The 12,901-nt window shown below is 73.7% G+C and carries 12 protein-coding genes; all 12 read right to left on the bottom strand.

Annotated features, from left to right (window positions below):
* Window positions 1-3 precede the first annotated feature (3 nt).
* The gene (locus tag ACFY00_RS28470; RefSeq protein ID WP_388034478.1) at window positions 4-672 is read right to left on the bottom strand and encodes a 1-hydroxy-2-methyl-2-butenyl 4-diphosphate reductase; all 669 of its coding nucleotides are present in this window, start codon (window positions 670-672) and stop codon (window positions 4-6) included.
* Window positions 669-2,627 (bottom strand): squalene--hopene cyclase, encoded by a 1,959-nt coding sequence (shc, locus tag ACFY00_RS28465; protein ID WP_388034476.1) that lies wholly within the window; start codon window positions 2,625-2,627, stop codon window positions 669-671. Before shc ends, ACFY00_RS28470 begins: the two co-directional genes overlap by 4 nt.
* Window positions 2,628-2,634: 7 nt before the next feature.
* The gene (locus ACFY00_RS28460) at window positions 2,635-3,798 is read right to left on the bottom strand and encodes a polyprenyl synthetase family protein (RefSeq protein WP_388034474.1); all 1,164 of its coding nucleotides are present in this window, start codon (window positions 3,796-3,798) and stop codon (window positions 2,635-2,637) included.
* The gene (gene hpnE, locus ACFY00_RS28455; protein WP_388034472.1) at window positions 3,795-5,192 is read right to left on the bottom strand and encodes a hydroxysqualene dehydroxylase HpnE; all 1,398 of its coding nucleotides are present in this window, start codon (window positions 5,190-5,192) and stop codon (window positions 3,795-3,797) included. The genes ACFY00_RS28460 and hpnE overlap by 4 nt, the downstream gene beginning before the upstream one ends.
* Before the next feature lie 94 nt (window positions 5,193-5,286).
* Window positions 5,287-6,144 carry a presqualene diphosphate synthase HpnD gene (hpnD, locus tag ACFY00_RS28450; protein WP_388034558.1) on the bottom strand — a complete coding sequence of 286 codons (858 nt, stop codon included), beginning with the start codon at window positions 6,142-6,144 and terminating at the stop codon, window positions 5,287-5,289.
* Between the two features lie 41 nt (window positions 6,145-6,185).
* Complete coding sequence (gene hpnC / locus ACFY00_RS28445) at window positions 6,186-7,112, bottom strand: squalene synthase HpnC (RefSeq protein WP_388034470.1); 927 nt, start codon at window positions 7,110-7,112, stop codon at window positions 6,186-6,188.
* Between the two features lie 186 nt (window positions 7,113-7,298).
* Window positions 7,299-8,111, bottom strand: a complete 813-nt coding sequence (locus tag ACFY00_RS28440) for an ABC transporter ATP-binding protein (protein ID WP_388034468.1) — start codon at window positions 8,109-8,111, stop codon at window positions 7,299-7,301.
* Window positions 8,104-9,075, bottom strand: coding sequence for an ABC transporter permease (locus ACFY00_RS28435; RefSeq protein ID WP_388034466.1), 972 nt, complete (start codon window positions 9,073-9,075; stop codon window positions 8,104-8,106). Before ACFY00_RS28435 ends, ACFY00_RS28440 begins: the two co-directional genes overlap by 8 nt.
* A gap of 119 nt (window positions 9,076-9,194) precedes the next feature.
* Window positions 9,195-10,079: a glycosyltransferase family 2 protein gene (locus tag ACFY00_RS28430; RefSeq protein WP_388034464.1), complete on the bottom strand. Its 885-nt coding sequence runs from the start codon at window positions 10,077-10,079 to the stop codon at window positions 9,195-9,197.
* Window positions 10,076-10,906, bottom strand: a complete 831-nt coding sequence (locus tag ACFY00_RS28425; protein WP_388034462.1) for a CDP-alcohol phosphatidyltransferase family protein — start codon at window positions 10,904-10,906, stop codon at window positions 10,076-10,078. Before ACFY00_RS28425 ends, ACFY00_RS28430 begins: the two co-directional genes overlap by 4 nt.
* On the bottom strand, window positions 10,884-11,945 hold the full coding sequence (locus ACFY00_RS28420; RefSeq protein ID WP_388034460.1) for an iron-containing alcohol dehydrogenase family protein: 1,062 nt from the start codon (window positions 11,943-11,945) through the stop codon (window positions 10,884-10,886). The genes ACFY00_RS28425 and ACFY00_RS28420 overlap by 23 nt, the downstream gene beginning before the upstream one ends.
* Window positions 11,933-12,688: a sugar phosphate nucleotidyltransferase gene (locus tag ACFY00_RS28415; protein WP_388034458.1), complete on the bottom strand. Its 756-nt coding sequence runs from the start codon at window positions 12,686-12,688 to the stop codon at window positions 11,933-11,935. Before ACFY00_RS28415 ends, ACFY00_RS28420 begins: the two co-directional genes overlap by 13 nt.
* Window positions 12,689-12,901: the final 213 nt, after the last annotated feature.

The raw sequence follows: 12,901 nt of genomic DNA, 5'->3' as shown, positions 1-12,901 counted from the left end.
GACTTAGCTCGCCTCCTGGGGGAGCGTCGAGGGCTGTGGGTTCGTCTGCTGGGCGGGCGTGGCGGCGACCTGCCGGTGCCACGCGGTGAGGGCGGGGACGGCGGCACGCAGGGCCCGCCAGGCGCGCACCCCGGCCGGCAGGGTGCCGGGGCGGATCAGTTCCCGTTCGGGGGTGTCGACCACCACCCGCAGCACGGCCGCGGGCAGGTCGGGCGCGTGCGCGGCGCGGGCGGCGAGGACGGCGGCGGCCTCCATGTCGACGGCGAGCGCGCCCTCGTGGTGCAGCCGGGCCCGCTCGGGGCCGCGCACCACGTGGTCGGCGGTGCGGTGGGTGCCGAGGTGGGCCCGCAGGCCGGCCTCCTCCAGCGCGGTGGCCAGCGCGGACGCGGAGGCCAGCGGGTGGTCGCCGCCCTCCGGGTCGGTGACCCGGTCGGCGACGATCACCTCGCCGGGCCGCACGCCGGGCCCGACCGCGGCGCCGAACCCGGCGACCAGCAGCGCGCCGTAACCGCCCGCTTCCAGCAGCGCGGCGGCCTTCTGCCCGGCGGCCCGGCGGCCCATCCCGGTGCGGGCCAGCACCGGCGGCCCGCCCGCCGCGCCGGACCAGTCGCCGCCGCGCAGCGCCCAGGCCTCCGGCCCGAGCGCGCACAGCACCAGCAGCGGCCCGTTCACTTCTCACCGCCCCGGCCGAGCGGGGTGTCGTGCACGTAGCGGCCGAGCGCGGTGACCGGGAAGACCAGGCGGTACAGGTGGTAGTTGATGGAGAAGTCCCAGGGGAAGCCGGTGCCGGTGAACTGCGGTTCGTCCCACGTCCCGTCGGGGCGCTGGGTGGCGGTGAGCCAGCCGACGCCGCGCTCGACCGCCGCGGAGTCGCGCTCCCCGGCGGCGAGCAGCGCCATCAGCGCCCAGGCGGTCTGCGAGGCGGTGGACTCGCCGCGGCCGGCCCAGGTGGCCGGGTCCTCGTAGGAGCGCATGTCCTCGCCCCAGCCGCCGTCCGGGTTCTGCCGGTCGGTCAGCCAGGCGACGGCCCGGCGGATCGAGGAGTGGTTCCGGTTGACCCCGGCGGCGATCAGCGCGGGCACCACCGAGCCGGTGCCGTAGATGTAGTTGGTGCCCCAGCGGCCGAACCAGGAGCCGTCGGCCTCCTGGTGGCGCAGCAGCCAGATGACGCCGCGCCGGGTGCGCAGGTCCCGGAGGCGGCCGGTCTCGGCGAGCATCTCCACCACGTGCGCGGTGACGTCGGCCGAGGGCGGGTCGATGACCTCGCCGAAGTCGCAGAACGGCAGCTTGTTGGGGAGCTTGCTGGTGTTGTCGGCGTCGAACGCCCCCCAGGCGCCGTCCTTGGACTGCATGCCGAGGTTCCACCGGACGGCCCGCTCGACGGCGCCGTCCAGCCGCTCGCGGTCGGGGTGGTCGATCCGGCGCAGCGCGAGGACCACCTCGGCGGTGTCGTCCACGTCCGGGTAGGTGTCGTTCTCGAACTCGAAGGCCCAGCCGCCGGGGGCCAGCCGGGGGCGCTTGACGGCCCAGTCGCCGCGGGTGGTGACCTCCTCGCCGAGCATCCAGCTGCCGGCCCGGACCAGGGCCGGGTGGTCGCCGGGCAGTCCGGCGTCGCGCAGCGCGATGGCGGCCAGGCAGGTGTCCCAGACCGGGGACTGGCAGGCCTCCAGCCAGCGCTTGCCGTCCTCGGTGTGGACGGTGAAGGAGTCGAAGGCGGCGAGTCCGGCCTTCATCACGGGGTGGTCGAGCCGGTAGCCGAGCAGCCGCAGCGCGATCAGCGAGTAGACGGCGGGCGGTTGGATGCCGCCCCAGCAGCCGTCGGCCTCCTGCCGTTCGACGATCCAGGCGGCGGCCTGCCGCAGGGCCAGGCGGCGCAACGGCTTGATGGCGTGCCGGTGGTAGCGGTGCATTAGCTGGTCGAGCCGCTGGAACAGGCCGTCCCAGGTGTGCGGCGGGGCGAGCGGCCGCCGCGGGTACGGGTCGGCCGGGTCGGTGTGCAGCTCGGTGAGGCCGAACGGGGCGGGGCGGACCGGGCGGTGCGCGGAGACCACGGTGAGCGGGACGATGGTCTGCCGGGCCCACTGGCCGAAGGAGTAGATGTTCAGCGGCGCCCAGCTGGGCAGGAACAGCACCTCGGGCGGCAGCTCGGGGAGCTGCTCCCAGGGCCACCAGCCGAACAGGGCGAGCCAGATCCGGGTGAACACCCGGCTCGCGGCGATGCCGCCGCGCTCGCGGACGAAGGCGGCGGCGGCCCGCATGTGCGGGGCGTCCGCGGCGTCCCCGGCGAGCCGGAGGGCCACGTACGCCTCGACGGTGGTGGAGAGCTCGGGCGGGCCGCCGTGGAAGGTGGCCCAGGTGCCGTCCTCCCGCTGCCGGGAGCGGATCCAGGCCGCGGTGGCCCGGGTCTGCTCCTCGGTGCGGATGCCCAGGAACTCCCTGAGCAGCAGGTCTTCGGCGTCCATGGTGACGTTGGTCTCCAGGTCGCCCTTCCACCAGCCGTCGGCGTGCTGGAGTGACAGCAGGTGTGCGGTGGCGCGGCTGAGCGCCGCCGCTGGTGAGGAATCGTCAGATCGTGCTACTGCAACTGAGGTTTGGGGTCCGAGCCTTCCACCCGCGGTTGCTGTCACTCTTACGTCACCTCTCTCTGACCACCACGAATTCGGCGAGTGCGACGAAGTGCTCGCGCACCTCGTCGGCCATGGGCACCTCGCCGAGGGCGGCGAGGGCGGTGTCGTACTGGCGGCGGGCCTCTTCCTGCGTCCAGGCCCGGCCGCCGGCCTGCTCGATCAGCGCGGCGCGGGCGGCGAGCACCTGCTCGCTCTCCTCGCCGCGGCCGGTCGGGTCGGCCAGCTGTGCGGCCAGCTCGCGGGAGGCGGTGCCCCCCTCGGCCAGCGCGGCGCACACCGGCAGCGACTTCTTCCGCGACTGGAGGTCGCTCCAGTGCGGCTTTCCGGTCACTTCGGTGGCGCCCCAGATGCCCAGCAGGTCGTCCACCGCCTGGAACGCGAGGCCCAGGTGGTAGCCGTACCGCTGGAGCGCGTCGGACACCCGGTCGTCGGCGCCGGCCAGCACCGCGCCGATCGCCGCCGAGGCCGCCAGCAGGGCGCCGGTCTTGCCGCCCTCCATGGCCAGGCACTCCTCGACCGTCACCGCGTCGCGCTGCTCGAAGGAGACGTCCAGCGCCTGGCCGTCGATCAGCCGCCGGGTGGCGGTGGTGATCAGGCGGACGGCGCGGGCGGCGTCCGCCGGGTCGGCCCCGCCGGTCACCGCGGCGTCCAGCAGGACCTCGGTGCCGAGGGTGGCCAGTGCGTCGCCGACCAGCACGGCCTGCGCCGGACCGAACACCGTCCAGGCGGTGGCCCGGTGCCTGCGCGTCTCGTCACCGTCCATCAGGTCATCATGGAGGAGGGAGAAATTGTGCACCAGCTCGACCGACACGCCGCCGGGTACGCCCGCCTGCGCGTCCGCGCCCACCGCTTCGGCCGACAGCAGGGCCAGCGCCGGGCGCACGGCCTTGCCGCCGTCGCCGGCGGCGGGCTTGCCGTCCCGGTCGATCCAGCCGAAGTGGTAGGCGGCGACGGTGTCCATCGGTGCCGCCAAACGGGCGACGGCCGCACGCATCGGCGGCGTGCAGAGCGTGCGTCCGCGCGCCAGCAGGTCGAGGACGGTCGGGGTGTCCTCGACCGTCGAGCCGGTGCGTGCCTCCACGTGCGTTCCCTCTCGGTGCGTCCGTCCGGCCGCGGCGGGCGGTCGGACGGTTGTGGTGTCGGTGGTCGGGGGGTGGGGGCTCGGCGTCATCGGGGCCACCGCCCGTCCCCCCGGTCGACCGGGAGCCGGCCGTGGCCGGCCAGGGCGGCGTCGGCCGCCGCGTGACCGCTGCGCACCGCACCCTCCATGGTCGCTGGCCAACCGGTGGCCGTCCAGGACCCCGCGAGCAGGACGCCGGGCGCCCCGGTGCGCGCGCCGGGGCGCAGGGCGGCGGTGCCGGGCGCCGGGTCGAAGGTCGCGGTGCGCTCCCGGGTGACGAAGAAGTCCAGCACCCGGGCGCCGCGGGCGGCGGGCAGCAGCCGCTCCAGCTCCGGCAGGTAGCGGGCGCGCAGCTCGGCGACCGGCAGGTCGATCTCGTCCTCGACGGCGGACTGCGAGACGGCCAGGTACTGGGCGCCGGGGACGGCCAGGCCGGAGTGCCGGGTGCGGTCGAAGACGAACTGCACCGGGGAGCCGAGCGCCGCGAAGAACGGGCGGCGGATCAGCGGCCGGTCGTAGACCACGTGCACGTTGAGGATCGGGGCGGTGCCGAAGTCGGCCAGCCGGTGCTGCTCGGGGAGGGCGCCGGGCGGCAGCAGGGCGGCCGCGGCGTCCTGGGCGCCGGCCAGCACCACGGTGTCGGCGGTGAGCAGCTCGCCGCCCTCCAGCCGGACGGCGTTCTGCTCGGCGGCCTTCAGCTCGACGGCCCTGGTGCGCAGCAGCACCCGCACCCCGGCCCGCTCCAGCTCGGCCGCGGCCCGGTCGTGGTGGATCCCGCCGAGCGGGACGTTGGCCATGCCGATGTCGGCGGCGCCCGGCTCGGAGAGCAGGCCGGTCTTGAAGACCATCGCGGCCAGCGCCATCGAGGTGCGGTCGGCGGTGGCGTTCAGGGTGGCCACGCCGACGAGGTCCCAGACGGCGGCCACCGTGGCGGGGGTCTGGCCGTGCCGGCGCAGCCACTCGCCGAAGGAGAGGTCGTCCAGCGCCGGGTCGGTGAGGTCGAGCCGCTGCAGGGCGAGCGCGCCGCGCACCACCCGCAGCCGGTCGGCCGGGGACAGGTGCCGGTAGGTGGCGAGGCTGCCGGCCAGGTGCAGCGGGACGGGCAGGTCGGCGCGGCGCAGTCGGCCGAGGCGGCGGGTGCCGTCGGCGGCGACGGAGAGCACCGGCACGTCCAGCCGGGGCTGGAGGTCGACCAGGGCGCCCGCGCCGAGCCGGTCGACCAGGCCGCGGTAGGCGGTGCAGCAGCGCAGGTAGACGTGCTGGCCGTTGTCCACGGTCAGTTCGCCGCGCTTGAAGGAGAAGGCCAGGCCGCCGAGCCGGGGACGGGCCTCCAGCAGGGTGGTGCGCACCCCGGCGTCGGCGAGGCGGAGGGCGGCGGTGATGCCGGCCAGGCCGCCGCCGACCACCACGGCGGTGCGCTCGCGCGGCGCTGTCGGCGTGCTCATCGGCCCTCCCGGACGGCAGTGGACGGTGGGCACAACAACGTGCGCATGCGTCGTGATTCCCCGTTGACACAGCGTGACAGAACTGGCGCGAGAATCAAGAACGCCCTCCGGCGAGCCCGGACAGCGCCACGTACGCCTTCTCCCAGCCGGGCAGCGAGACCCGGCCGCGGAGCACCGAGTGCGGGTCGGCGGCGATCCGGCCGAGCAGGCGGTGGTAGATGCCCGCCATCGCGGCGGTGGCGGCGCGGCTGCGGCGGTCGAGCATCGGCAGCAGGCGCAGGCCCTCCTCGAAGGCGGCCTGGGCGCGTTCGGCCTCGAAGGCGACCAGGCCGGTGAAGTCGGCGCCCACCGGGAGGGTGGGGAGGGCGAAGCCCTGCTGGCAGCCGAACCGGACCAGGTCCTCGGTGGGCAGGTAGGTGCGGCCGTTCAGGGCGTCCTCGCGCAGGTCGCGCAGGATGTTGGTGAGCTGCAGGGCCAAGCCCAGGGTGTCGGCGTACTCGGCGCCGCGCTCCCGGTCCTCGCAGCCGTAGACGCCCAGCGAGAGCCGCCCGATCGAGCCGGCCACGCAGCGGCAGTAGACCTTGAGCTCCTCGAAGGTGGCGTACTCGACGCCCTTGAGGTCCATCTCGACGCCGTCGATCAGCTCGTCGAAGCCGCCGAGCGGGATCGGGAAGCGGCGGGCCGCGTCCGCCAGGGCGACCTTGATCGGGTCGGTGTCGTCCTCGCCGACCGCGCCCGCGCGGACCTCGTCCAGCAGGGCGCGGGTGCGGGCCAGCGCCTCGGTCTTCTGTTCGGCGGGCAGTTCGCCGTCGCCGATGTCGTCGACCCGGCGGGCCAGCGCGTAGAGCGCCGACATCGCCAGTCGCTTGGCCTCGGGCAGCAGCCGGATGCCGTAGCTGAAGTTGCGGGCCTGCAGGGCGGTGACCGCCTCGCAGTACCGGTAGGCCGCCATGACCGGCGCGGACGCCAGTGGTGATGCCCCCACGCGGGCGCTCACCTTCCCTTCGCGAAGAGTGCCGCCGCCCGGCCGGCCAGGCGGCGCTTGTCGGGCTTCGCCCGGTGCGCGAGCACGTCGAACCCGGCCGCCTCGACGGCGTCCAGGGCCGCGTACCCGCCGGCGGTGAATCCCGCCAGCAGCAGTCGGAGCCTCCCGTGAACCGTACCCACCAGCGGTGCGCCGCGGTCGAGCAGGGTCCGGGCCCGGCTCGCCTCCCAGGCGATCAGCTGGCGCACGCCGCGGGAGGCGGTGGCGGCGGCGAGGTCGTCCTCGGTGACGCCGAAGGAGGCGAGGTCCTCCAGCGGGAGGTAGATACGGCCGCGCCGCAGGTCCTCGGCGACGTCCTGCAGGTGCTCGACGATCTGCAGCGCGGTGCAGATGGCGTCGGAGAGCTCGATCCGGTCGGGGGTGGCGCGGCCGGCCAGGGCGAGCACCAGGCGGCCGACCGGGTCGGCGGAGAGGGTGCAGTAGTGGCGCAGGTCCGCGTAGGTCGGGTAGCGGGTGGTGGTCTGGTCCACCCGGTTGGCCTCGATCAGGCGGCGGAACGGCTCGGGGGTGACGGCGTGCCGCTCGATCAGCGGGACGAGGCGGCGCACCAGCGGGTGCCGGGGCTCGCCGGGGTCGGTGCCCAGGACGGTGCCGTGCGGGGCCCGGTCGTCGCCGAGGGCGGTGGCGAAGGCGCGGTCGAGGTCGCGCTCCAGGCCGTCCAGCAGGGCGAGCCGGAAGCCCGCGTCCCCGGGGCCGCCCGGGACGTCCAGCAGCCGGGCGACGGCGGCCGGGTCGGCGAGGTCGCCGTCGCCCGCGTCGTCGACCAGGCGGGCGTAGCCGTAGACCGTCATCAGGTCGCCGCGCCAGGCGGCGGGCAGGAAGCCGGGGGCGACCGGGAAGTTCTCCAGGTCGGCCTTGTCCAGCGTCGCCGCCATTGTCTGGTTATCCGACTTAGTTGAATCCGACACTGCCGTCACTCCCCCGTTCTACACCGGGCCGCGCCGCCTCCGCGCCACGGACACGCATCCGTCGACTCCCCTTCACCCGCCGCACGGCGCAGGGCCGGTGCCCGGGGATCCGCTCCCCGCGCACCGGCCCTGCACCCCGCGGCCCGCTCCCGTTCAGGGGCGGTCGCCCTTCTCGTACCGGCGGACCACCTCGTCGGTGTGCCCGTCCATGATCAGCTCGCCGTGCTCGATCCAGATCGTCCGCTCGCAGGTCTCGCGGATCGCGTTGTTGTCGTGGCTGACCAGGAAGACCGTGCCGGCCTCCTTGCGCAGCTCGTTGATCCGGGCCTTGGAGCGCTGCTGGAAGCCCTGGTCGCCGGTGGCGAGGGCCTCGTCGATCAGCAGCACGTCGTGGGTCTTCGCCGCCGCGATGGAGAACCGCAGGCGGGCGCCCATGCCGGAGGAGTACGTGCGCATCGGCAGCGAGATGAAGTCGCCCTTCTCGTTGATGCCCGAGAAGTCGACGATGCTCTGGTAGCGCTCGCGCACCTGGGCCGGGGACATGCCCATCGCCAGGCAGCCCAGCACCACGTTGCGCTCGCCGGTGAGGTCGTTCATCAGCGCGGCGTTGACGCCCAGCAGCGAGGGCTGGCCGTGCGTGTAGATGCCGCCCTTGGCGGTCGGCAGCAGGCCGGCGATGGCCGCCAGCATGGTCGACTTGCCGGAGCCGTTCGAGCCGATCAGGCCGACCGCCTCGCCCTTGTAGGCGGTGAAGCTGATGCCGCGCACCGCGTGCACCTCGCGGATCGCGGGCGACTTCTTGCGGGTGATGATCCGGCTCAGCGCCGAGGTGGCGCTGCCCTTGCCGGAACCGGCGCCGTGCACCTTGTAGACGATGTGCACGTCGTCCACCACCACGGTGGGGACCCGGGCCTGGTTGTCCACCGCGGTGGCCTCCTTGAGGGTGTCGAGAGCTGCTTCAGCCACGGCCGTACTCCTCCTCCGCCTTCCAGAAGAACACGAAGCCGACGACGAAGGCGACGACCCCCCAGGCGGCGGCCATGAACCAGACGTGGTCCGGGAGGATCAGGGCCTTCGGCAACTGGTTGCCAGCCGCGTCCCAGCCGCCCGGGTAGAGCTTCTTGTCGAAGCTCTCGGGCATGAAGGCGTAGCGGATCAGGTCCATGTAGACCACCGCCGGGTTCCACGAGTAGAGCGTCTGCCAGATCGGCGGCCACTTCTCGATGAAGCTGGAGACGCTGTACATCACGCCCGAGACGTACATCCAGGTGCGCAGCAGGAACGGCATCAGCTGCGAGATGTCCGAGGTCTTGGAGCCGATCCGGGCCATCACCAGGGCCAGGCCGGTGTTGAACATCGACTGGAACACCAGCGCCGGGATGATCAGCAGCCAGCTCATGCCCGGGGTGATGCCGTTCAGCAGCACGATGACGACCAGCACCACCATCGAGATCAGCAGCTGCTGGAGCTGGATGATGGTGAAGGCGATCGGGAGGCTGGCGCGCGGGAAGTGCAGCGCGCGGATCAGGCCGAGGTTGTCGGAGATCGACCGGGTGCCGGCCTGGATCGCGCTCTGCGAGAACTGGAAGATGAAGACGCCGATGCACAGCCAGGCGATGTAGGCCGGGACGGTGTCCCGGTTGCTCATGATCAGACCGAAGACGAGGTAGAACACCGCGCAGTTCAGCAGCGGGGTGAGCACCTGCCAGAGCTGGCCGAGCTTCGCGGTGGTGTACTGCGCGACCAGGCGGGCGGTGGCGAAGGCGCTGATGAAGCTGCGCCGGGCCCAGAGCTGGCGGACGTACTGGAACAGGCTCGGCCGCTTGCCGCTGATGGACAACCCGTACTTGTCCGCGAGCTGCTTCGGGGTCAGACCCGCGTCGGAACCCCTTGGTGCGGAGAGGTTGACCGGGTCACTCAGTGTCGACACATTCGTCCTTCAGGGGGTCGTCATCCCCAGCCCCGGGGGGACGGGGCGGGAGACCGGGGCGTACCACGGAGCTCTGGTGCGTTCGCGGTCGGCTCGGGGGAGGGCCGATCCGGCCGCGATCAGATGATTGGCGGTCTGCCGAGCCTGGTCAAGCGCCAGACGGTGGACCACTTCATCGGTCGGCGCGGGCCGCAGGGCTCGCTCCAGCCGGCCCGGAACCCGCCGAGCCAGGCCCGCAGCCCCTCCTTGGAGGGACGGCGGAGCACGGTCAGCAGGAACCAGGTTCCCAGGTAGAGAGGCACCAGGGGGGCCGGGAGGTTCCGCCGGGCCAGCCAGACCCGGTTGCGGGCCACGTTGTGGAAGTACGCGGCGTGCCGGGCCGGGGAGGTCGCCGGGTGGTGCAGCACCACGTCCGGGCGGTAGTCGATCGACCAGCCGGCGTCCAGCGCGCGCCAGGCCAGGTCGGTCTCCTCGTGCGCGTAGAAGAACTCCGCGGGCAGCTGTCCGGCCTGCGGGAAGACCGCGCTGCGCACCGCGCTGGCGCCGCCCAGGAAGGTGGTCACCCGGGAGCCGTGCATCGGGTCGCTGGCGCGCAGCCGGGGCACGTGGCGGCGCTGGGTGGTGCCGGTCTCCGGGTCGGCGATCCGGAACGAGACGATGCCCAGGGACGGGTCGGCGGTGAAGGCCTCGCGCAGCAGCCGCGCCGAGTCGGTGTTCGGCAGCAGGCCGTCGTCGTCCAGGAAGAGCACCGCGTCGACGTCCCGGCCGTCCGGACCGAACAGCTCGATGCCGACGTTGCGGCCGCCCGGGATGCCGAGGTTCTCCGGCAGCTCGACGCTCCGCACGCCCTCCGGCAGGGCGGGCAGCGGGGCGCCGTTGCCGACCACGGCGAGCTCCACCGGCGGGCCCTGCTGGGCGCGCACCGACTCGATCAGGGCGTTCAGCTCGGCGGGCCGGTTGCCCATGGTGATGATCACCGCGCCGAGGCGGAAGTCGTCGCTCATCGCAGCCTGCTGGACAGCACGATCGACAGCAGGTGCAGGACGGTCTGCAGCATCGCGATGGCGGCCAGCACCACGACCGCGAGGCGGGTGAAGAACAGGTCGCCGCGGACCGCGTCGGCGATGCCCGCGGCCAGGATGAACAGCGAGGCCTCGACCGCGCCGACCAGGCGGTGGAACTTCAGCAGCGAGGCGGCCCGGCGGGCCTTGGCCACCGCGGTCGAGCGCGGCACCGAGGCGCTGTCCTCGACGGCGGTCAGGCCGGAGCGGGCCCGGGCCACGTCCACCAGGTCGGTCTCGGACTTGATCAGGATCGCGCCGAGCGCGGCCAGCGTGCCGAGGAAGGCCCACTGCCAGGCGGCGTGCGCGCCCTCGCGGTGGAACAGGTCGGCGGCGCGCAGGCCCAGGCCGGTGAGCAGCGCGGCCTCGGACACGTAGTGGCCGACCCGGTCCAGGTAGACGCCGGTGAGCGAGGTCTGCCGCCGCCAGCGGGCCACCTCGCCGTCCACGCAGTCCAGCAGCAGGTAGACCTGGATCAGCAGGGCGCCGAGGACCGCGCCGGTCAGGCCGGGCACCACCAGCGCGAGGCCCGCCAGGACGCCGGTGAGCATCATCAGGTACGTCAGGCCGTTGGGCGTGATCACCGTGACGGTCGACAGGACCCGGGTGATCCGCAGCGAGATCCGCCGCATGTAGAGGCGGCCGGCCCAGTGCTCGGCGCTCCGACGCTGCAGCATGCCCTCGGGGTGGATCACCGCCCGCAGTTCCTCGATCGACGGGCGCCGGGTGAGGTCGACCGGCGGGCGTTCAGCTGTTGACGGCTTGGACATAGTCGGCGTACGCGTCCCTGATGTCTGTGGCGGAGAGGTCGAGGTGTTCGAGGATGGTGAAGCGCCCCGGTCTGGTGTTCGGAGCGTAGTGCACCGCTTCGGTGAACTCCGCCCCGGTGAAGCCGATCTGTTCGGCGGTCACCGGCAGGCCGTGGAAGCGCAGGCGCTCCACGATCAGTCCGGCCAGTTCCCGCTCGCCCCGCAGGTGGCAGGCGAAGGCGGCCCCGAGGCCGACCTGCTCGCCGTGCTGCGCGGACCGCTTGGGGTACAGCACGTCCAGGGCGTGCGAGATCTCGTGGCAGGCGCCCGAACTGGGCCGGGTGCTGCCCGCGATGTTCATCGCGATGCCGGACAGTACCAGGGCTTCCGCGAGCGTGGTCAGCAGGTCCGGGTCCTCCAGGGTGCCCGGGTGCCGGAGCAGGTTCTCCCCGGCCGCGCGGGCCATCGCGACGGCCAGTCCGTCGACGGGTTCGCCGGTCACGGCGTTCGAGAGCTCCCAGTCCGCGCAGGCGGAGATGTTGGAGAGCGCGTCGCCGATCCCGGCGGCCACGAAGCGCTTCGGGGCCTTGGCGACGACGTCCAGGTCGACCACGATGCCGATCGGGCCCGGCACCCCGTAGGAGCCGCGCCCGGCGTCGTTGTCGAGGGTGGAGACCGGGGAGCAGATGCCGTCGTGGGCCAGGTTGGTGGCGACCGCGACCACCGGCAGGCCGACCCGCGCGGCGGCGTACTTCGCCACGTCGATGATCTTGCCGCCGCCGAGGCCGACCAGGGCGTCGTAGTGGCCGCGGCGGACCTCGTCGGTCAGCCGGACCGCGCTGTCCAGGGTGCCGTCCTCGACCGGGTACCAGTCCGCGCCGGGCAGCGCGGGCTCCAGGCGCTCGCGCAGCACCGCTCCGGAGCCCCCGCTGATCGCCACCGCGATCCGGCCGGCGGCGGACAGCCGCTGGTCGGCGAGGACGCCCCCGAGGGAGTCCAGGGCGCCCGCGCGGATCTCCACGAAGACCGGCGAGGGCACCAGGCGGGTCAGTACCGGCACGCGATCTCCCGGGCCTTGGCGAGGTCGTCGTGGTTGTCGACCTCGACCCAGGAGACCTCGCCGATCGGCTGCACGTCGACGGTCAGGCCGCGGTCGACCATCTCCTGGTAGCCGTCCTCGTAGTACAGCTGCGGGTCGCGCTCGAAGACCGCCCGCAGCGCGTCGGCCAGGGCGTCGGCCGCGGACGGGTTGATCACGGTGAGGCCGATGTACTCGCCGGTGGCGTCCAGCGGGTCCATCAGCTTGGTGATGCGGCGCACGCCCAGCTCGGGGTCGACGACGACCTTCATCTCCTCGTCGGCGAGCTTCTTGACGGTGTCCAGCGCGAGCAGGACGCCGGGGGCCCGGCCCTCCTTGATCCGGCGGTCGTTGCCGTCCAGCATGGTGCGCTGCACCGAGGCCGGGTGCACGGTGTCGCCGTTGGCGAGCAGCAGGCCCTCGGCGAACAGCTCGCGGGCGCACCACAGCGAGTAGGCGTTGTTCCACTCCTCGGCCTTGTCGTTCTCGACCAGGGTGAGCTTGACGCCGTACTTCCGCTCCAGGGCCTCCTTGCGCTCGTGCACGGCCTCCTTGCGGTAGCCGACCACGATCGCGGCCTCCCGCAGCCCGACCTCGGCGAAGTTCCCCAGGGTCAGGTCGAGCACCGTCCGCTCCCCGTCGACCGGCACCAGTGCCTTGGGCAGGGTGTCGGTGTAGGGCCGGAGCCGGCGGCCGGCGCCGGCGGCCAGGACGAGGCCGATCATGCGGGACTCCAAGGGGTCTCGGTGCCGCGCGGCGCCGATCCGGGGGGAGGTCGTACCGTGCGGGCCTGGGTGCGGCCGCGGCTGCGGCGCGCCGAGCGGGCGGCCGCTCCGGGCCGCCCGGTTTCACTGATGGTAGGCGACCCCGGCGACCTGCCAGAACGCGGCCCCGGACGGTCCGGTGATCGTTCCGGGCGCTCCGGTGAACGTCCGGTG

Origin of the sequence: Kitasatospora sp. NPDC001540 (assembly GCF_042894345.1) — a bacterium.
GTDB lineage: Bacteria > Actinomycetota > Actinomycetes > Streptomycetales > Streptomycetaceae > Kitasatospora > Kitasatospora phosalacinea_C.
The sequence above is the reverse complement of the archived record's forward strand: the minus strand, read 5'-3'. Positions and strand labels throughout refer to the sequence as shown.